Origin of the sequence: Vibrio sp. D401a (genome assembly GCF_030248515.1) — a bacterium.
Classification (GTDB): Bacteria; Pseudomonadota; Gammaproteobacteria; order Enterobacterales; family Vibrionaceae; genus Vibrio; species Vibrio rotiferianus.
Window position 1 is genome coordinate 228304 of sequence record NZ_JAHGAI010000035.1, and the last position, 22943, is coordinate 251246.

15 protein-coding genes and 4 tRNA genes are annotated in these 22943 nt (G+C 45.1%); 11 read left to right on the forward strand and 8 right to left on the reverse strand.

The genetic code is table 11. From position 1 onward, the window contains the following. Window positions 1–25 precede the first annotated feature (25 nt). From KIV41_RS15060 to KIV41_RS15070, 3 genes are all read right to left on the reverse strand, one after another. Window positions 26–2389, reverse strand: a complete 2364-nt coding sequence (locus KIV41_RS15060; protein WP_285336941.1) for a DNA polymerase II — start codon at window positions 2387–2389, stop codon at window positions 26–28. Between the two features lie 75 nt (window positions 2390–2464). After that, window positions 2465–4318 carry a DUF4105 domain-containing protein gene (locus KIV41_RS15065; RefSeq protein ID WP_285336942.1) on the reverse strand — a complete coding sequence of 618 codons (1854 nt, stop codon included), beginning with the start codon at window positions 4316–4318 and terminating at the stop codon, window positions 2465–2467. Window positions 4319–4386: 68 nt separating this feature from the next. Continuing rightward, window positions 4387–4869: a DUF3015 domain-containing protein gene (locus KIV41_RS15070; protein WP_038885009.1), complete on the reverse strand. Its 483-nt coding sequence runs from the start codon at window positions 4867–4869 to the stop codon at window positions 4387–4389. Between the two features lie 514 nt (window positions 4870–5383). Here KIV41_RS15070 and uvrY point away from each other — a divergent pair. The 10 genes from uvrY to nspC all read left to right on the forward strand — a co-directional run bounded on the left by uvrY (window position 5384) and on the right by nspC (window position 15500). After that, a complete protein-coding gene (uvrY, locus tag KIV41_RS15075) occupies window positions 5384–6028 on the forward strand; it encodes a UvrY/SirA/GacA family response regulator transcription factor (RefSeq protein WP_010447546.1) in 645 nt (214 codons plus the stop codon). Window position 6029: 1 nt separating this feature from the next. Further along, window positions 6030–7862 carry an excinuclease ABC subunit UvrC gene (gene uvrC, locus KIV41_RS15080; protein ID WP_071236132.1) on the forward strand — a complete coding sequence of 611 codons (1833 nt, stop codon included), beginning with the start codon at window positions 6030–6032 and terminating at the stop codon, window positions 7860–7862. A 46-nt stretch (window positions 7863–7908) separates the two neighbouring features. Beyond that, on the forward strand, window positions 7909–8466 hold the full coding sequence (gene pgsA / locus KIV41_RS15085) for a CDP-diacylglycerol--glycerol-3-phosphate 3-phosphatidyltransferase (protein WP_005445072.1): 558 nt from the start codon (window positions 7909–7911) through the stop codon (window positions 8464–8466). 400 nt (window positions 8467–8866) lie between these two features. Beyond that, window positions 8867–8940 (forward strand) — tRNA-Cys (locus tag KIV41_RS15090). A 37-nt stretch (window positions 8941–8977) separates the two neighbouring features. Then, a tRNA-Gly gene (locus KIV41_RS15095) sits at window positions 8978–9053 on the forward strand. Between the two features lie 78 nt (window positions 9054–9131). Further along, window positions 9132–9218: transfer RNA gene (locus KIV41_RS15100), tRNA-Leu, on the forward strand. 11 nt (window positions 9219–9229) lie between these two features. Further along, a tRNA-Gly gene (locus KIV41_RS15105) sits at window positions 9230–9305 on the forward strand. 675 nt (window positions 9306–9980) lie between these two features. After that, the gene (locus tag KIV41_RS15110; RefSeq protein ID WP_045387787.1) at window positions 9981–12857 is read left to right on the forward strand and encodes a pyridoxal phosphate-dependent class III aminotransferase; all 2877 of its coding nucleotides are present in this window, start codon (window positions 9981–9983) and stop codon (window positions 12855–12857) included. An 18-nt stretch (window positions 12858–12875) separates the two neighbouring features. Then, window positions 12876–14129: a carboxynorspermidine synthase gene (locus KIV41_RS15115; protein ID WP_041058319.1), complete on the forward strand. Its 1254-nt coding sequence runs from the start codon at window positions 12876–12878 to the stop codon at window positions 14127–14129. A 237-nt stretch (window positions 14130–14366) separates the two neighbouring features. After that, entirely contained in the window at window positions 14367–15500 is a 1134-nt protein-coding gene (gene nspC, locus KIV41_RS15120) for a carboxynorspermidine decarboxylase (RefSeq protein WP_010447562.1), read from the forward strand. A gap of 73 nt (window positions 15501–15573) precedes the next feature. Here nspC and KIV41_RS15125 read toward each other — a convergent pair whose 3' ends face one another. Both KIV41_RS15125 and KIV41_RS15130 read right to left on the reverse strand, forming a co-directional pair. Then, window positions 15574–16086 carry a glycine cleavage system protein R gene (locus tag KIV41_RS15125; protein WP_010447563.1) on the reverse strand — a complete coding sequence of 171 codons (513 nt, stop codon included), beginning with the start codon at window positions 16084–16086 and terminating at the stop codon, window positions 15574–15576. Window positions 16087–16327: 241 nt separating this feature from the next. Continuing rightward, window positions 16328–17230 (reverse strand): DUF3943 domain-containing protein, encoded by a 903-nt coding sequence (locus tag KIV41_RS15130; RefSeq protein WP_010447565.1) that lies wholly within the window; start codon window positions 17228–17230, stop codon window positions 16328–16330. Between the two features lie 199 nt (window positions 17231–17429). Here KIV41_RS15130 and KIV41_RS15135 point away from each other — a divergent pair, with 199 nt between their 5' ends. Beyond that, on the forward strand, window positions 17430–18662 hold the full coding sequence (locus KIV41_RS15135; RefSeq protein WP_010447566.1) for a CinA family nicotinamide mononucleotide deamidase-related protein: 1233 nt from the start codon (window positions 17430–17432) through the stop codon (window positions 18660–18662). An 88-nt stretch (window positions 18663–18750) separates the two neighbouring features. On the opposite strand, the gene yfaE is transcribed toward KIV41_RS15135, so the two are convergent. The 3 genes from yfaE to nrdA form a co-directional block, all read right to left on the reverse strand. Beyond that, window positions 18751–19029 carry a class I ribonucleotide reductase maintenance protein YfaE gene (yfaE, locus tag KIV41_RS15140; protein WP_010447568.1) on the reverse strand — a complete coding sequence of 93 codons (279 nt, stop codon included), beginning with the start codon at window positions 19027–19029 and terminating at the stop codon, window positions 18751–18753. Beyond that, window positions 19029–20162, reverse strand: coding sequence for a class Ia ribonucleoside-diphosphate reductase subunit beta (nrdB, locus tag KIV41_RS15145; protein WP_010447569.1), 1134 nt, complete (start codon window positions 20160–20162; stop codon window positions 19029–19031). The genes yfaE and nrdB overlap by 1 nt, the downstream gene beginning before the upstream one ends. Before the next feature lie 81 nt (window positions 20163–20243). Further along, complete coding sequence (nrdA, locus tag KIV41_RS15150; protein WP_010447570.1) at window positions 20244–22526, reverse strand: class 1a ribonucleoside-diphosphate reductase subunit alpha; 2283 nt, start codon at window positions 22524–22526, stop codon at window positions 20244–20246. Window positions 22527–22943: the final 417 nt, after the last annotated feature.

Here is a 22943-nt window from a genome sequence, read left to right on the forward strand (position 1 = left end):
TTAATAAAGAACATTGGTCGTACTTTTAGAACAATCCCATTTGTGGTGCAGAGAGTTGCTCAAAATTAGTACCAATAAACGGTAATATCGCATCCGCAACAGGTTTTAACTGCTTATCAATATAGTGTTGATAGTCGATAGGACTATTACGGTATTCGTGTGGCTCTGGCCCGTTTACGGTAATCAAGTACTCGATTCGACCACGATTTTGATACTGCAATGGCCTGCCTAGTTTCGCATTGATATCATCGGCCAAGCGCGCAGCACGTACTTGTGGCGGAATGTTCTTTTGATATTCGTGCAGCTTACGGCGTAATCGCTTTTGATACACTAACTGATCATCAAACTCACCATTATTGGTTTTTTCGACCATCTCTCGCACATAGTCACTAGGGTCTTCACCATTGAAGACCATTTGATACAAGATGTTCTGGAATCGCTGTGCCAGTGGTGTCCAGTCGGTGCGTGCACTTTCTAATCCTTTGAAGATAATGCGTTCTTGTTCGCCTTCACCAATCAAACCTGCGTAGCGTTTCTTGGAGCCGGTTTCCGCGCCTCGAATGGTTGGCATTAAAAACTTGCGATAATGGGTTTCGTATTCGAGTTCAAGAATCGAGTTGAGGTTGTACTCACTGCGTAAATGGTCACTCCACCATTGGTTGATGTAGTCGACCAGTTCATTACCAATTTTATCTGCGTCTGCTTGGCTAAAGGCGCCGTTTAAAGAGACAAAAGTTGAGTCAGTATCGCCATATATAACTTGATAGCCTTTGTCTTCAATCAAGACCTTGGTCTGCTTCATGATTTCATGCCCACGCATAGTGATGCTGGAAGCTAGGCGGGTATCAAAGAAACGACAGCCAGAAGAACCAAGCACGCCATAAAATGAGTTCATGATGATTTTGATCGCTTGTGAGAACGCTTTTTCATTGTTCTTCTTTGCAACATCGCGCGCTGCCCAAAGTTTTTCGATCATTTCTGGCAAGAAGTGTTTCGAGCGATGGAACTGACCGCCACGGAATCCGGGTACCGCTTCATCGTCTGCTGTGCCGATTTGAAGCTGCAAACCTTCGACTAAGCCCATAGGGTCGATCAAGAATGAACGAATAATCGAGGGGTACAGGCTCTTAAAATCTAGCACCAATACCGAGTCGTAAAGGTTTGGGATGGAGTCCATCACATAGCCGCCCGGGCTGGCAATCCAGTTTTCTGGATGCAGGTTTGGCGCAACATACCCTGCTCGGTGGATCTGCGGCAGATACAAATTAGTAAACGCTGCCACTGAGCCTCCAACGCGATCCAGTTCCACTCCCGTTAAGCGGGAGCGTTCGATAGCGAAGTCGAGTAGGTGAGTGTGGTCAAAAATCTTGTTGACCAACACACAGTCTTGCAAGTTGTATTTAGCGAGAGACGGTTTGTCTGAACGGTACATGCGATTGATTTCGTCCATTCGATCATGAACGTTATGAATCTCTTTACCTTCGCCAAGGAGTTCTTGTGAAACAGACTCAAGTGACCAAGAGCGGAAATGGTATGTCGCGGTTTTGAGCGTATCGATACCATCGAGTACCACGCGACCAGGAATAGAGATAAAGCCCTGTTGGCTTTGCGCGGAGCTGCGGAAGAAACTCGGTTGGTCAGCGCGGCCTAGCACCAGCTTCATGTTGTGCCACTCGGCACGCTTGTGCAGTAGACGGAAATCAAAGTCGATAACGTTCCAGCCGACAATCACATCTGGGTCAAATTGCTTAAACCAAGCGATTAGCGCCTGAAGCAGCGCTTTCTCATCTTTCACCCATTGGATTGGTGTGTCTGCCGGTTCAGGTTCGCCAATCATGATCACGCGTGAATCAGCAGGGCTATCTAAACCAATCGAATAGAGGATGCCTTTCTCTGAGCACTCTAAATCGAGCGAAACGACATGCAAACTAGGAATATAGTCGCCTTGACGGCACTGGGCTTTAGATACTTTAGTATGATTCTTTTGAGCCTGAAACCGACCAGTAAACTCAATGCTTCCCTTAATGAAGCGTTCCATGAGAAAGCGATCGGCGAGTTTTATATCGGCTTCCAGTGTCATGATGTCATCTTTAGCGAGCAGATCAGACAAGGTGTATGAATCTCTGATCGTTTGACAGTAGCAAGCACTTAGGGGGATGAGTTCAAAGCTTTTTAGGTTGAGTGGTTTGATTTCTAAAGGGATATGATGTTGCTTAGCTAGCGTACTAGCATGATCTTGATGACTCTGCTCAATAAAAAAGACAGGCTTTTCGCCTTGAATGGTCAGGTTTACGGGCCCGTTATTAGTCGCGACCCAAAGATCGATTTGAGTTTGCCCTGAAAGGTCCCGAGCTTGTCTGGTGAGTAAAAAGCCTTGCTGAATCGCCAACGAATATTTCCTTTAAAAACCAAAAAGGCCACATATGGTAGCCTTTTTACTTAATCAGAGGATATTAGCAAAAACTCAGTAGTAAAAATATCCCGTGAGCTTCGCTGTGGTGTTTTCTCTAGACCAATGCTGGTACTCGACTTCGCTTCGAATTGCCCAGTTTCGACTCAACGCCCAGTTCCAACTCGCTGTTGCTTTAGCATTTTGATCTACGAGTGAGTCAAACAGATACAGATACTGACCTTGTAAGGCTAAACGATGATTGTGAGTGGCTTGCCATAAAACACCAGCTTCAACACCAGAGCCCACGGTAAGGTCGTATTCAGTGAGTTCTCCTGCGCTAACATCTAAGGAGAAGAGAGTGTATAGATGAAGCTTGTCTGACTCGCCCCAAGCTTTACCTACACCACCTTGAGCAAACCATCGACCGGCAAGTTTGCTCTCTGCCGGCATTCGGTCGAAGCCACCACGGATGTTCCACGCTAAGCTGTCAAAAACACGATTTCCCGGTGCTAAAGCCATCGCATCTAAAAGTTGAAAGTTCTCGAGTCTGGCGTTTGACGCTTGGTCGATACTCAATGTGGTATCTAGAAAGCTAATTTTCGCTCCCGGAATAAAACCCGCTTGAGAGTCGAGCAAATCATGGTAGGCAGCACGCCAATGGAAGAGTGTTCGATTTGTTGCCCCATCATTATATTGGTAGCTCAATCCAACTCGAGCAGAAGCATGGCCTTTTTCAGGGGATACTTTAGGTGCTTCCACAGGAGAGAAGGGAGAGTCAGCTTTGATTCGACTGCGCTGATAGAGAAGTTGAGTCAGCTGTTTTGCTGTTGGATCTCTTTCTAAACCGTCGTCGTAAAGCTCATAGTTTAGCCATTCGTAAGCGAACTCAAGTATCGCTGCTCGCTCTTCATCCGTAAATTTTGCAGCGCTAGGGTATTCTCCTTGCTTAGCCTTGATTGCAGCTTGAAAAAGGTCTTCGTCTATTTCGTTAGATTGATGAAGCAGTCGAGTGCCAAATGCAGCGCGATATTCAGGCTCATCTAAAAGGTGACTGTCTGCGAGTGTTGCTACCGTATCTGATGGAATTGCGTGAACTGGGAAGTCGGCAACTAAAGATAGATCATCTCTTGCCAGTTCAAGTAGCGCGAGCAATTGATAAGAGCAGTTTTCATCAATGAAGTAGTAATCGAATTCAGCAGTTTGCATTTCCCATAGGTGCAATAGCACACGATTTACTTCATCTTCTGATAGCTTGAGCTTGTACTCCCAGATATCACGAGATTCAATATCGTTGTATTCACGGACTTTGCGATAGTAGGGCATGACAGTAAATCGACCTGGATAGCTGCCTGCTAAGCCTTTGAGAGCGTATAAAGCGGCATTATCATTGGTCTGAGGCTCAGCAGCAAAATTAACAGCAAACGCCACGAGTTCCTTGTGTCTTGTTTGATCCTTTGCATCGATTCTTAGCAATGTATGGCCAAACATGGAGGAAGGGTTGTTCATAAAGGCGGTAGGAAAAACTAACGTCATGCCTGCCGGGTCTAGTACTTCTTTCCAGTCATTCATTTCTGGGCAGTTTAGTATCGCCACACGATCCTGTTGTTGTTCAAGCCAAGTAAAGCGGGCTGGGTAACGACAACGCATTTCAGCCTTTGTTGTGTCATCGGCGTTGTAAAAGGCATTAAAAGTAGCGATCAACTCAGCTTCTGGGTTTGTTTTGCCGTCCACTGATAAAAAAAAGGCTTTCGAGTCAACGGTGCTTTTATAATCACTCAAAGTCGCAGGAAGGTAATGCCCCAACTTTAACCAGTAAGGCTCCTCGGACAATTGTTGCAAGTCTATCTGGTGAACATGAGCTGAGAGTGGGGAGGCAAAGACACTTGCCGAGAGGATTAAAGCATGTGTGCAAAAAGGGAACTTCATCGAATACCGCGAAAATATAGCATTAAAAAAGTGTCCAAAAGGACACTTTCTATTAGGGGGGCCAGTGCTTAGATAGTGTAAGCAGCTAGAGCGTTGTTTTCAGCAACCAAGTCGTTTAGGTTAGCGAAGACTTCTTGTGAAGTCACATTCTCAGATTTGAATACTTTCGCAAAGTTTTCTTGAGCCATTTGGTTGAAAGCCGCTTTATCGGCTTCTTGAATGCCCCAAACTTCAGAAAGCGTAGCAAGAGTCTCACCTTCGCCTTTCGCGATATCGCGAGCTAGGTTATCCATGTTGCCATCGATAAATAGTGCTAGTTTTTGTGCTGAAGTGATAGTGCCGTTACCGTCACAACCTAGCGTACCGAAAGTGATACCGAACGTTTGGTTACCAGAAGTGCCGTTAGTTGTTGCACCTAGTACTTTAAATACTTTGCCAGACTTACCGTCGAAAATCATAGTACCTAAGCCACAACCGATGTCAGAGTCAGCCATTGCAACGTTTGAAAGAGGAAGAGTAGCTAGCGCTGCCACTGCTAAGAGCTTTTTCATTATATTTTCCTGATATTTAAGTTATATCCAATTTAGAACTGCAATATAAAATTGCGGCGGCCATAATAATGAAACAATATGCATTTGCAAATCTAATTTAATGATGAAATTGAATTAGAATTAAATATGAGACACTCGTTCCTACCCAATTTCTGTTCGAGGTTAACTTATTGATAATGTTGTTAAATTGACCAGTATCACATTGTGGCACGCTTCTTTCGGGCATTACTTGTTTACATTTTCGTTGTGAGGACAATTTGTTGTATGGCTGTCCCAATGATGTGGGAAGCGACTTGTTGATGGTTTTTTGTTCGGCTAAGGTTGTGATAAATATGCAAATTCAGCCTTACTGACCAGATATAGAAATAAGTTCTTGCTAAACTTTGCGTTTCAGCACATATTCATATAAAGCAATTTTTGCCATATACGGTATTATATAGGCACTCATACTGATATCCGCATTGAATAAACTGAATGTGGGTGCAGAGCCAATTAAAAGTGTGGAGATACAAGTTTGATAAATGTTTTCCTTGTAGATGATCACGAGCTGGTTCGCACAGGGATACGACGTATTATTGAAGACGTCCGTGGAATGAACGTAGCAGGAGAAGCTGACAGCGGTGAAGATGCAGTAAAATGGTGTCGCAGTAATCATGCTGACGTCGTTTTGATGGACATGAATATGCCAGGAATCGGTGGCTTGGAAGCTACTAAGAAGATTCTTCGAGTGAATCCTGATGTCAAAATCATCGTTTTAACCGTTCATACTGAAAACCCGTTTCCGACAAAAGTCATGCAAGCGGGAGCTTCTGGTTATTTAACGAAAGGTGCAGGACCTGACGAAATGGTGAATGCCATTCGAGTGGTTAACAGTGGACAGCGTTACATCTCACCAGAGATTGCGCAGCAGATGGCGTTGAGTCAATTCTCACCAGCCTCAGAGAATCCATTTAAAGACCTTTCAGAACGTGAATTGCAGATCATGATGATGATCACCAAAGGGCAGAAAGTAACGGATATTTCTGAACAACTTAATTTAAGTCCAAAAACAGTCAACAGCTACCGCTACCGTCTGTTTAGTAAATTGGACATCAATGGTGACGTTGAGTTAACACACTTAGCGATCCGCCACGGAATGCTGGACACCGAGACCCTTTAGTGTGAATCAACCCTTCGATTCGGCTTCCTTTCTCAAGACAGTAACTCATCAGCCCGGCGTTTACAGAATGTACAACGCCGAGGCTGTTGTGATTTATGTCGGCAAAGCCAAAGATCTAAAAAAGCGCCTCTCAAGTTATTTTCGTAAGAAAGTCGACAGTGAAAAGACCCGCGCTCTCGTAAGTAATATCGCTAAAATTGACGTCACGGTAACCCACACCGAGACGGAAGCGCTCATCCTTGAGCACAACTACATCAAGCAATATTTACCGAAATACAACGTACTTCTGCGTGATGACAAATCGTACCCTTATATTTTCATTAGCGGCCATAAACATCCGCGATTGTCTATGCATCGTGGTGCGAAAAAGCGCAAAGGTGAGTACTTTGGACCATACCCGGATTCTGGTGCGGTACGAGAAACTTTGCACCTTTTGCAGAAAACACTCCCTGTTCGTCAGTGTGAAGATACGGTTTATTCCAACCGTACTCGCCCTTGTTTGATGTACCAAATTGGTCGCTGTGCAGGGCCGTGTGTCAGCACCATAATTTCTGATGAAGAATATGCCGAGCTGGTGGGCTTTGTTCGCTTGTTTTTGCAGGGTAAAGATAAACAAGTGCTTGAGCAACTAATCGAGAAGATGGAAGTGGCAAGCCAGCAGCTCCGCTTTGAAGATGCAGCGAAATTTCGTGATCAGATTCAAGCGATTCGACGCGTACAAGAACAGCAGTACGTTTCAGAAGACAGTATGGATGATATGGACGTACTTGGTTTTGCACAAGAAAACGGTATCGCTTGTATCCATATCTTGATGATTCGTCAGGGCAAGGTGCTAGGCAGTCGCAGTCATTTTCCTAAGATTCCACAGAACACCAGTCAACAAGAAGTCTTTGATAGCTTCCTTACTCAGTACTATTTGAGCCACAACGAGGCGCGCACCATCCCGTCTCGTATTATTTTGAATCAAGAGCTAAGTGGCGATATAGAGCCGATTCAGCAGGCGCTGAGCGAGGTTGCTGGTCGTAAGGTTCAGTTCCATACCTCTCCAACAGGGTCACGTGGACGTTACCTCAAACTATCGAATACTAACGCTTTGACGGCAATCACCACCAAGATCAATCACAAGATGACCATCAATCAGCGTTTTAAAGCTCTGCGAGAAGTCTTGGGGATGGAAAGCATCGCTCGTATGGAATGTTTCGATATCTCGCACACGATGGGCGAGAGTACCATTGCCTCATGCGTGGTGTTCAACAGTGAAGGCCCTGTTAAACAGGAGTATCGTCGTTACAACATTACAGGCATTACTGGTGGTGATGATTACGCAGCAATGGGACAAGCTCTAGAGCGTCGTTATTCGAAGCAGCTTGATGTAGAGAAGATTCCTGACATCATCTTCATCGATGGTGGTAAAGGGCAGCTCAACCGAGCGCATGAAATCATATCCCACTACTGGGGAGATTGGCCGAAGCGTCCAACTATGATTGGTATTGCCAAAGGTGTGACCCGCAAGCCTGGCCTTGAAACCTTAATTACCGTAGATGGTGATGAGTTTAATTTGCCAAGTGACGCGCCAGCACTTCACCTCATTCAGCACATTCGCGACGAAAGCCATAACCACGCAATTGCGGGGCATCGGGCTAAACGGGGAAAAACCCGACGAACCAGTGCGTTAGAAGGAATTGAGGGCGTGGGTCCAAAGCGTCGTCAAGCCTTGCTCAAATACATGGGCGGTTTACAGGAATTAAAGCGCGCAAGTGTTGAAGAAATCGCCAAAGTACCGGGAATTAGTCACTCTTTGGCAGAAATTATTTTCCAAGCATTGAAACAATAAGGAAAATCCCGCAACATTAAGCCGCAATGTGTAAGAGAATAATAAAATGCGTTTGAATATCCCGAACATTCTATCTCTACTAAGACTGTTCCTAATCCCAGTTTTTGTGGTTGTCTTCTATCTACCTTACTCTTGGGCTCCTTTTGCAGCAGCAATGGTTTTCTGGGTTGCAGGTTTTACTGACTGGCTAGATGGCATGCTTGCTCGTAAGCTAGGCCAAACGTCTCGTTTTGGTGCTTTCATCGACCCAGTGGCTGATAAAGTGCTGGTTGCGACGGCGTTGATTTTGATCACTGAGCATTACCACACGATTTGGGTCACGATCCCTGCGGTTACTATGATAGCGCGTGAAATCATTATCTCTGCATTGCGCGAGTGGATGGCCGAGATCGGGAAACGAGCCAGTGTGGCGGTTTCTTGGGTGGGCAAAGTCAAGACTGTCTCACAAATGTTTGCTCTGTGGGTTTTGATTTGGCGTTATGACGATTGGATGGTGTGGTTAGGCTTTGGTGCCTTGTATGTGGCAACCTTCCTAACGTATTGGTCAATGGTTCAGTACCTGGCTGCTGCAAAGGATGATTTGCTCAATGAAGAGCACCATTAAAAGAATCCAACACAAATAGCATTTTAAGAAGCAGGCTTGATAGCCTGCTTTTTTGTGTCTCGGATTCATGATAAAGAAAAATGTGACATGAGTCTTGTTTTTAATCCTACTAAACGCGTAATGCGGTTTGTTCCTTTAATTATCGATAGTTAATACAAGAAGGAATGCCATAGGGTAGGTGAACGGCGTAGCGCAATATTCATGATAAACAAGAGTATTTGGGCTAATCTCAGTATTAAAACTAATCAATTTACCGTCTTTCGAACAAATTCTGGTCAAACGATTTAAAAAAATAAAAATAGTGTTGACTCGATCGTCCGAATCCGTAGAATGCATTCCGTACCCAAGAGAGCATAGCTTGAAAGGGTGGTGAGAGAAGTTAAGCTTCCTTCACAAATGAGGCGCCTTGGCAGAGTGGCTATGCAGCGGATTGCAAATCCGTGGACCTCGGTTCGACTCCGGGAGGCGCCTCCATTATTCTTTTGAGAGTGAATGACTTTCGAGAATAAATGCGACACTAGCTCAGTTGGTAGAGCGCAACCTTGCCAAGGTTGAGGTCACGAGTTCGAACCTCGTGTGTCGCTCCAAATTTAAATGATATGGCGATTAGCGGTATCAGATGGTGTTTTACTTTTCTGTAAAGGCATCACAAAGAATATTTGTGTGCCCTGGTGGTGGAATTGGTAGACACAAGGGATTTAAAATCCCTCGACGTTCGCGTTGTGCCGGTTCAAGTCCGGCCCGGGGCACCATCTCAAAATCTGCGACACTAGCTCAGTTGGTAGAGCGCAACCTTGCCAAGGTTGAGGTCACGAGTTCGAACCTCGTGTGTCGCTCCAGATTATAAGCCCAGCATTTATGCTGGGCTTTTTCTTTTCTCGTTTGACACTATCCCTAAACTGCAGCTTCGACGATGTTGGTCTGCTTCTAGTTCTGCTTATTTCTTTCTGCTTACACAGCTCTAATGCACTTTTCTGCGAGACAGATCCATATTGTGGCAAATCCCTTAGCACTCGGTTTATTGTTATTGTGATCTTAATCAATATGAAACTGATGAAAACGTATTGCCAGACGATTTTATTCTGTGATAAATTCGCGCGCAATCTCGGAGCGTAATTTTACGTCATTTGATTCTCTGGGGGATACGCGCAGCGACCATTCAAGCTGATTGTGACACTGCGTAGGGTAGGTATCGACAAAGCCTTTTGTTGATAGACGGGATACTAGTGCTGTAGAAGCGGCATGTTAATGGGAAACCCAACATTGAAACCTTTAAATAAACACACACTAATCAGCTTCATACTACCGAAATGTCCTGTTTTACAAAACGGGTGCATTACGGAGCCTTGATTACTTCCCAAGCTTAATAAAAGTCACGCTTTTTGTGACGGGTTATCTGTATTTGTCGTTTAATCGATGACGAATGCGGAGGTGTATCTGTATCTCCTGTAATTTAATGCTAACGATAATAAATACAGGATAGAGAATCATTCTAATTCAAGGGGTCATGTAGTATGAGCACTGCCTTTGAAGTCGATAATACTATCGCAAACACTTTTTCTACTCAGGTTCCAGTTGTTGATGGAACGTATGATTTAACGCCAGATCAAATCCTTATTGAACAGGCGGAACATGAATCTGAGGTTCGTTCTTACCCACGTCGTTTACCAATAGCGATCAAGCAAGCCTATGGCTGTTTGGTTGAAGATACGCGTGGTCAAATCTTCCTAGATTGTCTTGCAGGGGCCGGCACTTTGGCTTTGGGTTACAACCACCCAGAAATCAACCAAGCGCTTAAAGAACAATTGGATTCTGGCCTACCGTATCAGACTCTGGATATTGCAACGTCTGCGAAAACGCATTTTATTAAGTCTGTTAAAGGCTTTCTTCCTCAAGAGCTGAGTGACAACTGCGTGATTCAGTTCTGTGGCCCTTCTGGTGCAGACGCGGTTGAGGCAGCAATCAAGCTGGCCAAACAAACCACGGGTCGTAACACCATGTTTGCTTTCCGCGGTGCATACCATGGCATGACAAACGGTACCATGGGCATGATGGGTAACTTGGGTACTAAAGCTCGCCGTACTGGTTTGATGTCAGACGTACACTTTATGCCTTTCCCTTACAGCTTACGTTGTCCATTTGGTCTAGGTGGTGACGAAGGGGCGAAAGCGAGTATTCGTTACATCGAGCGTCTGCTCAACGATGATGAAGCGGGCATCATGAAGCCTGCTGCGATTATCGTGGAGCCTGTGCAAGGTGAGGGTGGTGTTATTCCTGCGCCTGCATTCTGGCTACGTGAGTTGCGCCGCATCTGTGATGAGCACGGTATCCTTCTAATCTTTGATGAAATTCAATGTGGTGTGGGTAAATCTGGTTACAACTTCGCATTCGAAGAAGCAGGGATCGTTCCTGATATTTTGTGTTTGTCTAAAGCGATTGGTGGCGGCTTACCAATGTCGCTGCTTGTGATCAATAAGCAACACGATACGTGGAAGCCAGGTGAACACACCGGTACGTTCCGTGGTAACCAACTTGCTATGGTCTCAGGTGCGAAAGCACTCGAAATCATCCAACGCGACAATCTTGTTGAGCACGCAAACGTTGCAGGCCAGTATCTACGCTTTGGTCTTGAGAGCATTCAAAAACGCGTTAACTGTATCGCAGACGTTCGCGGTAAAGGCTTAATGCTGGGTGTAGAAATTAAGAATCCAAACGGCGAATTGAATAAGTTCGGAGAGCCTCTCGCTGATGGTCAGCTTACTCTTGCTATCCAACGAGCGGCACTTGAGCGTGGCTTGATGGTAGAAAAGGGTGGTCGTGATGGCTCTGTGATTCGCTTCCTTCCTCCGCTTATCATCTCTTTCGAGCAAATCGACTTTGCTCTACGAGTTCTTGAAGATGCGATCATCGCAGCAGGCGGTAGCCATGTTGAAACATCGCAACAAGAAGAATGGAAAAAGCACTTCATTCATACCGGTGAACTTGGCAGTGCTGAATTTGCGTCTGTAATGAATCACACGACAGCGGCGATGAAGTCGGTATTCGAACAAGTGAACGCACCATACTCAGGTATGAATCCTCAGTTTCTAGAAGCTGCAATTAATGCTGTCGATCTGGATAACAAAAATGCATCGCTGAAATCGGTGATTGATGAAGCGGCAGAACTTGTCGCTAAAAACGCGATCTTCACTCAACACCCTGATTGTATTGCTCACTTGCATACGCCTCCTCTGATGCCTGCAGTCGCGGCAGAAGCGATGATTGCAGCGTTGAACCAATCAATGGATTCATGGGATCAAGCATCTTCTGCGACTTACGTAGAGCAAAAAGTGATTAACTGGCTGTGCGATAAATACGAGCTTGGTGAGAAGGCGGATGGCATCTTTACTAGCGGCGGCACACAAAGCAACCAAATGGGCTTAATGCTGGCGCGTGACTGGATTGCTGACAAGCTTAGCAGCCACTCAATCCAAAAGCTGGGTCTTCCTGATTACGCAGACAAACTGCGCATTGTGTGCTCTAAGAAATCACACTTCACGGTTCAAAAGTCAGCATCTTGGATGGGACTCGGTGAGAAAGCTGTGATGACCGTCGATGCGAACGCTGACGGCACAATGGACATTACTCAGTTAGATCACGTTCTAACGCAAGCAAAAGAAGAAGGTTTGATTCCATTCGCTATTGTTGGCACCGCAGGTACGACTGATCACGGCGCAATTGACGATCTTGATTTCATTGCTGATATGGCAGTGAAACACGAAATGTGGATGCACGTGGATGGCGCTTATGGTGGTGCACTGATTCTTAGCAGCCACAAATCGCGCCTGAAAGGTGTAGAGCGTGCGCACTCGATCAGTGTCGACTTCCACAAACTGTTCTACCAAACAATCAGCTGTGGTGCTCTACTGGTTAATGATAAGTCGAACTTTAAGTTCCTACTTCATCATGCTGACTACCTGAACCGTGAACACGATGAGCTACCAAACTTGGTGGACAAATCTATTGCAACGACGAAGCGCTTTGATGCATTGAAAGTCTTTATGACGATGCAAAACGTCGGTCCTAAGGCGCTTGGCGATATGTACGATCACTTGCTAGTACAAACGCAACAAGTAGCGGACATGGTTCGTGACCACGAGCAGTTTGAACTTCTGGCTGAGCCAGCGCTTTCTACGGTTCTATTCCGTGCAACAAACGCTTGTGCAGATTTAGATGAACTGAACAAAACATTGCGTCTTGAGGCGTTGACTCGCGGTATTGCAGTTCTTGGTGAAACCATCGTTGATGGTAAGACCGCTCTTAAATTTACGATTTTGAATCCTTGTCTAACGACAGCGGACTTTGAATCTTTGCTCTTGAAAATCAACACGCTAGCAGTTGAGCTAGTTTAATAAAGGTAACGGAAAACTATGGCAGTTCTACAGATTGGTGCAGGCGGCGTTGGCTGGGTTGTTGCACATAAAGCAGCACAAAACAACGACGTTCTGGGTGATATCACAATCGCATCACGTACTATCGGTAAGTGTGAGAAGATCATCGAATCGATTCAGAAGAAAAACAACCTGAAAGATTCAGCTAAGAAACTAGACGCGCGTGCAGTGAATGCTGACGACGTAGATTCTCTGGTTGCTCTTATTGAAGAAGTAAAACCGGATCTAGTGATTAACGCGGGTCCTCCGTGGGTTAACATGCCAATCATGGAAGCGTGTTACCGAGCAAAAGTTTCATACTTAGATACATCAGTGGCAGTTGACCTATGTTCTGAAGGTCAGCAAGTACCTGAAGCTTACGACTGGCAATGGGGTTACCGTGAGAAGTTCGAAGAAGCGGGCATCACGGGTATCCTAGGTGCGGGTTTCGATCCAGGCGTAGTATCAGTATTCGCGGCGTACGCAGTGAAGCATCTGTTTGATGAAATTGACACTATCGACGTAATGGACGTGAACGCAGGCGACCACGGTAAGAAGTTTGCGACCAACTTTGACCCAGAAACGAACATGCTTGAGATCCAAGGCGATTCGTTCTACTGGGAAAACGGCGAGTGGAAACAAGTACCTTGTCACTCTCGTATGCTAGAGTTCGATTTCCCGAACTGTGGTTCACACAAAGTGTACTCAATGGCACACGATGAAGTTCGCTCAATGAAAGAGTTCATCCCTGCAAAACGCATTGAGTTCTGGATGGGTTTCGGTGACCGTTACCTAAACTACTTCAACGTAATGCGTGATATTGGCCTACTAAGTCCAGAACCACTAACGCTACACGACGGTACAGTAGTTCAACCTCTACACGTACTAAAAGCGATGTTGCCTGATCCAACGTCTCTAGCACCTGGCTACACTGGCCTAACGTGTATCGGTACTTGGGTTCAAGGTAAGAAAGACGGCAAAGAGCGTAGCGTGTTTATCTACAACAACGCAGACCATGAAGTCGCGTACGAAGACGTTGAACATCAAGCGATCTCTTACACTACAGGTGTTCCTGCAATCACTGCTGCACTGCAATTCTTCCGTGGCAAGTGGGCTGATAAGGGCGTGTTCAACATGGAACAACTAGACCCAGATCCGTTCCTAGAAACAATGCCAACGATCGGTCTAGATTGGCATGTTCAGGAGTTGGAAGCAGGTCAGGGCTTACCGCTGATTCACGAACTGAACAAATAAGTTTTATCATTAAACTTGTTTAGATAATTCGAGCAGTCATGGCGAAAAGCCGTGGCTGCTTTTGTTGTATTTGAGGTTAACCCCTCCCAGCCTCCCCTTAGAAATGGGAGGAGCAGAAACAGACCGAGCTTAGTTTTAAATCTTCCACTTTTTTGGCAAGAACAGAGGTGGCTTGGTTTAGTCCTCTCCCTTTTAAGGGGGAGTTAGAGGGGGTTAATGGTTGATAAATGGTTAGTTATGAACAAAGAACAGCTTAAAACCCCGTACTTCATGATCAATGAAGACAAACTGGTTGAGAACTTAGAAAAAGCGAAGCAGCTGAAAGATATTTCTGGTGTGAAGCTTGTGTTGGCGCTTAAGTGCTTCTCAACATGGGGCGTATTCGACATCATCAAGCCTTACTTAGATGGCACTACCAGTTCAGGTCCGTTTGAAGTGAAGCTTGGCTACGAGACTTTTGGTGGTGAAACGCACGCATACAGCGTTGGCTACAGTGAAGATGACGTACGTGAAGTAGCAGATATCTGTGACAAGATGATTTTCAACTCGCAGTCACAGCTAGCGGCTTACCGCCATATCGTTGAGGGCAAAGCGTCTATTGGTCTTCGCCTTAACCCAGGCGTAAGCTACGCAGGTCAAGACTTGGCTAACCCTGCACGTCAGTTTTCTCGTCTAGGCGTACAAGCTGACCACATCAAGCCGGAAATTTTCGATGGCATTGATGGTGTGATGTTCCACATGAATTGTGAGAACAAAGACGTGGACGCGTTCATCGGCCTGCTGGACTCGATCTCCGAACAGTTTGGCGAATACCTAAATAAACTCGATTGGGTCAGCATGGGTGGCGGTGTGTTCTTCACATGGCCAGGCTATGATATCGAGAAGTTAGGCCTAGCGCTGAAAGCGTTCTCTGAAAAGCACGGTGTACAAATGTACCTAGAGCCGGGTGAGGCAATCATCACTAAAACGACGGATCTTGTCGTTACCGTGGTAGATATTGTTGAGAACGTGAAGAAGACTGCAATTGTGGATTCGGCAACGGAAGCGCACCGCTTAGACACACTAATCTACAATGAACCTGCGTCTATCCTAGAAGCATCTGAAAATGGCGAACACGAGTACGTTATTGGTTCTTGCTCTTGCCTAGCGGGTGATCAGTTCTGTGTGGCGAACTTCGAACAGCCATTAGAAATTGGTCAGCGTCTACACATTCTGGACAGTGCGGGTTACACCATGGTGAAGCTAAACTGGTTCAATGGTCTGCGCATGCCATCTGTGTACTGCGAACGCTCAAACGGTGATGTACAAAAACTGAATGAATTTGATTATTCAGATTTCAAGCGTTCTTTGTCTCAATGGACAGTGAAGTAATCCTATTTCAACTGGTTGAACGTAAAAAGAGCAGCAAAACGCTGCTCTTTTTTAATTTATAAGCTAGGGCGTGTTAGCTTTCGATAATCACACGAGTATCTTCACTGAGCGACTCAAGCTCATTCACCACATCATCCACTTCAACTTCACTTGGTAGTTTGATCGCCAGTTTCGCGCTGAACAGACTTGAGCTTATACCGCCGCCGCCTGCAATGAACACCCGTTGACAGTCCATATCTAGGATAGAGATACCTTGGTTATCAAGCACATGAGTGATCTCATTGACAATACCTGCGCGGTCATTGGCGTCTAAACGTAACTGGAATATTGTTTCTTCACGATGTGAGTGTGGTTCTGAGTCAACAAACTTAACCACTAAGGTTTGACAAGCTGTGAACGCATCTTTAACGGTATCTACGTTCTCTTCAGGGAGCTCAACTTTAATTACGCCAGCGACTTGGTCTTCGATAAAGTTCACTTTACTGATTAACCATTTCCCACCATTTTCATGGGTAGCTGCGGCGAGTTGTTTGATGGTAGCTGGCGAAGCCTGACCGACAAAATTAACGATAAATACTGTGTTCATAATGTCCCCTCCCGGAATAAGGTTTGGGTGCGGCACTGTATACGTAATGCTGCAGTTATTGGACCTTCAGTGATCGATACTTAAGTCCTTGGAATAATGCCTTTTATTTCAGTGTAGGTGTCGCTGGGAGGTTATGTTTGACTAAAGTCAATTTTTAACTCTAATTCGTGATGCAAATAATGAAAATTATGCTCAGGGCACAAAAAAAGCAGCCGTTCGGCTGCTCATTGGAGATTTTATTTTAGAAGGTAACCTTCATTTCAAAACCATAGAAGACGTTGTCATAGCTAGCGCCGGCATCCATCGCAAACTTAGCGGCGTCTTGGTTTCCGAACCAAGGAGATGAAGCAAACTGGAACTCTGCGCTGCCGCCCCAAGCATCCGATACCCAATAATGAATATGACCAACCGGGTTAAGGAAGAAAAGTGACACGTCGCCCATTGTTTCTGAGCCCATCACTTCACCACCATTGGCAACAATGTCTTGCTCAGCTGTCAGCATCATTTCACCGACAACCGCACCGAAGAAAGGTGTGATAAAAATGTCTTGCCACGATGGAACTTCTGCAAAGGCTTCTACACCGTATTCCCAAAAGAAAGTCGACATAGTTGCAGAGTACAAGAAGGATTCGAACTCGTTGTAACCTGCGTGTCGTGCTGCCGTGTAGTATACGCCACCGAAGTATGGGTGCATGATGTAGTTAAGAAAGTGTTCATCACGATCCCAAACTGGACCACTTGAAACGTTGTCTTTCCATTTGCTACCTAGCTTACTCATGTCACGATCTTCTTCGTCCCACTTAGTAATACTTTCTGGTAGAAAAGTCATCAAACCTACCGTCGCCACACTTAAACCAAGGATGGTGTAAGTTTGACCCATAAGGTAATCCCAATCTTTGTCAGTTGGAACAATAACGTGTTTTGGTTGAAGACCTGCGTCGAGGTTTAAAGAATCATCATTATCCAGTCCCATAGCAAAACGACGATTTTGTGGTTCGAAGCTATACAGAGTGGTCGTTTCGCAGTAACCTGACAAGCAATCAGGCTTGTAAGAGAACTCAATATGGTTGCTCATATCGTACTGACTTGCATTTGCCGCAGCAGATGCTGTCAGTACAAGACCACTTAAAGTTTTCTTGAACATGGATGATTTTGACACAAAGGTCTCCGAGTTGTTGGTTAGATGATCGAGTTCACAATTATCCCTCAAAAGAACAGCCATTTAAATACTTGACCTACATTTAATCTCAACGAATTGACTAAGAGATTAGTCCAATAAAATGAAAACGATATAGGCACAATGTCGAAAAAAAGTGAATTTTGCCTAATTTCAGGAGTCAGTTGTGAAAATTGCAATGCTTAGTACCGGTGAAGAGGTGCTTCACGGTGATATTGTTGATACAAACGCAGCTTGGTTGTCGAGCTTATTTTATCAACATGGATTTGGCTTAACCAAACGATCGACAGTTGGAGATAGCCTTTCAAGCTTACTCGAAGAGTTTTTGATGCTTAGCTTCAATAACGATGTGGTTATTGTAAACGGCGGTTTAGGACCAACAACGGACGACATGAGTGCCGCAGCGGCAGCAAAAGCGGCAGAGTGTAAGTTAGTGCTATTTAAGGACTGGTTAGATTATCTAGAGGCAATGTATGCCCGTCGTGGTATACCAATGCCAGACAGTAATTTGAAGCAAGCGATGTTGCCGGAAACTGCAGAGATTGTTGATAACCCAATTGGTACGGCTTGTGGTTTTAAAATGCTGATCAATGATGCCGTGTTCTATTTTACGCCGGGAGTTCCAAGTGAATTTAAGTTGATGGCGGAAGCTCAAATTCTGCCAGACTTAAAAAAATGCTTTCCAGACGTAGAAAGCTCATCGTGTAGTCGAATTTATACCTTTGGTCTGTCGGAGTCTGGTATCTCAGATAAGCTAGACCAAATGAAACTGCCACAAGGTTATGAGCTTGGATATCGCTCTTACTTACCTTTCATCGAAGTAAAATTGTTTGGCCCATCCAATCAATTGGAACAGCGTATGAAGCTAATGCAGCTTATTCATAAACACTTGGAAACCAATACTGTAAGTGTTGATGTACCGATGGTTGAGCATATTGGTCGCTTACTGTTAGAGAAAGGGCTTACCTTGTCCGTTTCTGAGCAAAGCAGCGCTGGGCACCTGACTTATTGGCTTAATGGCGATGAAAATGTAGGGAAGCAATTTGGTCATGGCTGGGTGCTGCCTGGGCAAAATAAGACAATAATGGATGAAGGCGATACGTTGGCTGCGACTTTTGCCCTTGCCGGAGCGACACGAGAGAAATGTGGCACAGATTTAGCGTTAGTAACGGGGAAACTTGATGATGGTGTATTTTCCGTCGCTCTTTCTACCTCTGTGGGAGAGTGGGGGGCGCTCTATAAGTTATCGAGAAAGTACCAGCGCGATGACCAAGTAAAAGTTATCAGTGCTGCAGCGTTAGATTTATTACGCCGTTACTTAGAGCGCAAGCCAATGGCAGCTCAATATGCATTTTTAGAAAAAGTCAAAGAGATGCACATTCCAAACAGTGTGCTTTAAATTCTTGATGCAAAGAAGATAAATATTTCTAGATGATAGAAAGCCAAGGCGATCGCCTTGGCTTTTTTATGTTCGGTAGGGCGGTAGTCTACGCGCGTTTTTCTCTCATCGCGTAGTTCACACCGCTAAGCGAAAGGTCAGATTTTGCCTTACAAATACAGGGTAAGATTTCGTCTGGCTGGATGTAAGCCATTGCAAAACCAACATACTCCACTTCACCCGACTCCAACTTACAACGACAAGCTCCACAGTGCCCGTCACGACAGTTGTATTCAGGTAATAAGCCTGCTTGTTCCATCGTCTCCAAAATCGTATTGGATGGGTTGGATTCAATGCTCACGAGTTTGTTGATTTTGATATTTGGCATTACAGCTCAAACCCTTCGAAGTCGTCTGCACTTACTTCATTGTCAATCTGACCAACAAGGTATGAAGAGATTTCTGCTTCTTGCGGTGCTACCTGAACGTTATCCGATGACAACCAAGCGTTGATCCATGGGATAGGGTTGGACGTCGCTTCAGGGTACGCTGCAGGCAGACCTACCGCTTGCATACGGATGTTAGTGATGTACTCAACGTATTGGCTCAGGATGTCTTTGTTCAGACCGATCATTGAACCATCTTTAAATAGGTACTCAGCCCACTCTTTTTCTTGCTCAGCCGCTTCTTTGAATAGGTCAAAACACTCTTGTTTTGCTTCTTCAGCAATTTGCATGAATGAGAAGTCATCTTGACCGTTACGTAGCAGGTTGATCATGTGTTGCGTACCGTTCAAGTGAAGTGCTTCATCACGAGCGATCAGCTTGATGATTTTCGCGTTACCTTCCATTAGTTCACGCTCTGCGAAAGCGAATGAACAAGCGAAACTTACGTAGAAGCGGATTGCTTCTAGTGCGTTTACTGACATCAAACACACGTACAGTTTCTTCTTCAGATCGTACAGGCTAACTTTAACCGTTTCGCCGTTCAGAACGTGCTCACCTTCACCGTAACGGTGGTAGTCGTTTGTCGCTTGGATCAGATCATCGTAGTAGTGTGCGATGTCTTTAGCGCGCTTTAGGATGTGCTCGTTTTCAACGATGTCGTCGAATACCACACTTGGATCATTCACGATGTTACGGATGATGTGTGTGTATGAACGAGAGTGAATCGTTTCAGAGAAAGACCAAGTCTCGATCCAAGTTTCTAGCTCAGGCAGAGAAACAAGAGGAAGCAGTGCAACGTTCGGGCTACGACCTTGAATTGAGTCAAGTAGCGTTTGGTACTTCAGGTTTGAGATGAAGATGTGCTTTTCGTGATCTGGTAGCTTGTTGTAATCGATACGGTCGCTTGATACGTCAACTTCTTCTGGACGCCAGAAGAAAGACAATTGTTTTTCGATTAGCTTTTCGAAGATCTCGAATTTTTGTTGGTCGTAACGAGCAACGTTCACTGATTGACCAAGGAACATTGGCTCCTTTAGTTGGTCGTTTTTGTTCTGGTTAAAAGTACTGTAAGCCATAATGCCTCAATTCCTTTTAGACCTCCCCAAGCGGGGAGGTGTTCGATTGTTTGTTTCTACGGATTGTTAGGGTGGGTAAGATTAAATCTTACAACCGCCGCCTGCACAATCATCATCTTGTGGTTGAACTGCGTCTTTCTGGTCGTCTTTCGCACCGTCACGAGTGTTATGGTAGTAAAGCGTCTTCACACCAAACTTGTATGCAGTTAAAAGGTCTTGAAGAAGTTTCTTCATTGGAACCTTACCGCTCTCGTAACCAGAAGGGTCGTAGTTTGTGTTTGCAGAAATCGCCTGGTCAACGAACTTTTGCATGATGCCCACAAGGTGTAGGTAACCGTCGTTAGAACCGATGTTCCAAAGCAGTTCGTAGTTGTCTTTCAGTTCAGTGAAATCTGGCACAACTTGCTTCAGGATACCGTCTTTCGACGCTTTAACAGATACGAAACCGCGTGGTGGCTCAATACCGTTTGTCGCGTTAGAGATCTGAGAAGAGGTCTCAGATGGCATTAGCGCAGTCAGTGTTGAGTTACGTAGACCGTGTTCCATGATCTCTTGACGTAGGCTATCCCAATCGTAGTGCAGTTCTTCTTCACAGATTAGGTCAACGTCTTTCTTATATGTGTCGATTGGCAATAGGCCTTTCGCGTAGTTCGTTTCGTGGAACGAAGGACACTTACCTTGTTCTTTTGCTAGCGCTACAGACGCTTTCAATAGGTAGTATTGAATCGCTTCAAATGTACGGTGAGTTAGACCGTTTGCGCTGCCATCAGAGTATTTAACACCGTTCTTCGCTAGGTAGTATGCGAAGTTGATAACACCAACACCCAGCGTACGACGGTTCATTGTCGACTTGTATGCTGCTGGTAGTGGGTAATCTTGGTAATCAAGTAGGGCATCTAGTGCACGCACTACAAGCTCTGATAGTTCTTCGAAATCATCTAGAGATTTGATAGCACCTAGGTTGAACGCAGACAGCGTACACAGTGCGATCTCACCTGAATCATCTTCAACGTTCTTCAGAGGCTTAGTTGGCAGTGCGATTTCCAAACATAGGTTTGATTGACGAACTGGCGCTACTTCTGAATCGAATGGGCTGTGAGTGTTACAGTGGTCCACGTTCTGAATGTAGATACGGCCTGTTGATGCGCGCTCTTGCATTAGCAGAGTGAACATTTCGATCGCTTTAACCGTTTCTTTCTTGATTGAAGGATCGTTTTCGTATTTCACGTATAGACGTTCGAATTCTTCTTGGTTTTCGAAGAATGCGTCATATAGACCTGGTACGTCAGATGGTGAGAACAGCGTGATGTTGCCACCTTCTACTAGGCGTTGGTACATCAATTTGTTCAACTGAACACCGTAGTCCATGTGACGAACACGGTTTTCTTCAACACCACGGTTGTTCTTAAGTACCATTAGCGAGCGAGCTTCGCCGTGCCATAGTGGGTAGAACACAGTCGCAGCGCCGCCACGAACACCACCTTGAGAACAACATTTCACTGCTGTTTGGAAGTATTTGTAGAACGGGATACAACCTGTGTGGAATGCTTCACCACCGCGGATCTCCGAACCTAGCGCACGGATACGACCTGCGTTGATACCGATACCTGCACGTTGAGAAACGTAACGCACAATTGAGCTTGCTGTCGCGTTGATAGAATCAAGGCTATCACCACACTCGATAAGTACACATGAGCTGAACTGGCGAGTAGGGGTACGTACACCAGACATAATCGGTGTAGGTAGTGAGATCTTGAACTTCGACGTCGCATCGTAGAAACGCTTGATGTAATCAAGGCGCGTTTCTTTCGGGTAGTTAGCGAACAGGCAAGCAGACACAAGGATGTAAAGGAACTGAGCACTTTCGTAGATCTCACCCGAAACACGGTTTTGTACGAAGTACTTACCTTCTAGCTGTTTTACTGCAGCGTAAGAGAAATCGAGATCGCGCTTGTGGTCGATGTACGCATCAAGCTCATCTAATTCTGCTTTTGTGTAGTCTTCTAGGATATGTTGATCGTACTTACCCATATCAACAAGACGAGACACGTGGTTGTAAAGCGTAGGCGGCTCGTATTGACCGTATGCTTTTTTACGTAAGTGGAATACCGCTAGGCGAGCAGCTAGGTATTGGTAGTCCGGAGTCTCTTCAGAAATCAAGTCTGCTGCAGACTTTATCATCGTCTCATGGATATCTGACGTGGTGATGCCGTCGTAAAACTGGATGTGAGCACGTAGTTCTACTTGTGATACTGAAACGTTGTTAAGACCTTCGGCAGCCCAAGTGATAACGCGGTGGATTTTCTCCAGATCGATATTTTCTTTGCGGCCATCACGCTTAGTGACGGTAAGTTGTTGGTTCATTCTGCTTTATTTCCCTAAGAAAACTGATAAAAGCCGTATTTTTGTTTGTTTATGTGCAAAACTTGTAAAATTTGCGGCGGCTTTGTGATCAAAGTCTATCTATATATTGTAGCTTAAACACAACATATAGGGGTTAATTTGTTTGCGGGTTACAAGATAGTGCTATTGCCCCAATTTTTCAAGGCACAGGCAGGGGATGACTTGTGGATAACTATGAGAACGAAAAAAATCAGTAAGTGAACACTAACCGATGAGAAAAGGGGGAGATTGATTGGAGAAAATTGCAGTTTTCAGATCGGTTTACAAATAACCGCATGTAAAAATATTTTCCTTGATCTTTGACAGTTTTTGTTTGTTAAAAATAGATTGGTTAAAATGGAATCTAGTGCACGAAAAATGTACCAACAGAAACTAAAA

Excerpts from the sequence above, each read along its gene's own strand:
- KIV41_RS15065 (WP_285336942.1), bottom strand. The coding sequence starts at position 4,318 with ATGAAGTTCCCTTTTTGCACACATGCTTTAATCCTCTCGGCAAGTGTC.
- KIV41_RS15070 (WP_038885009.1), bottom strand. The coding sequence starts at position 4,869 with ATGAAAAAGCTCTTAGCAGTGGCAGCGCTAGCTACTCTTCCTCTTTCA.
- pgsA (WP_005445072.1), top strand. The coding sequence starts at position 7,909 with ATGCGTTTGAATATCCCGAACATTCTATCTCTACTAAGACTGTTCCTA.
- KIV41_RS15110 (WP_045387787.1), top strand. The coding sequence starts at position 9,981 with ATGAGCACTGCCTTTGAAGTCGATAATACTATCGCAAACACTTTTTCT.
- KIV41_RS15115 (WP_041058319.1), top strand. The coding sequence starts at position 12,876 with ATGGCAGTTCTACAGATTGGTGCAGGCGGCGTTGGCTGGGTTGTTGCA.
- nspC (WP_010447562.1), top strand. The coding sequence starts at position 14,367 with ATGAACAAAGAACAGCTTAAAACCCCGTACTTCATGATCAATGAAGAC.
- KIV41_RS15125 (WP_010447563.1), bottom strand. The coding sequence starts at position 16,086 with ATGAACACAGTATTTATCGTTAATTTTGTCGGTCAGGCTTCGCCAGCT.
- KIV41_RS15130 (WP_010447565.1), bottom strand. The coding sequence starts at position 17,230 with ATGTTCAAGAAAACTTTAAGTGGTCTTGTACTGACAGCATCTGCTGCG.
- yfaE (WP_010447568.1), bottom strand. The coding sequence starts at position 19,029 with ATGCCAAATATCAAAATCAACAAACTCGTGAGCATTGAATCCAACCCA.
- nrdB (WP_010447569.1), bottom strand. The coding sequence starts at position 20,162 with ATGGCTTACAGTACTTTTAACCAGAACAAAAACGACCAACTAAAGGAG.
- nrdA (WP_010447570.1), bottom strand. The coding sequence starts at position 22,526 with ATGAACCAACAACTTACCGTCACTAAGCGTGATGGCCGCAAAGAAAAT.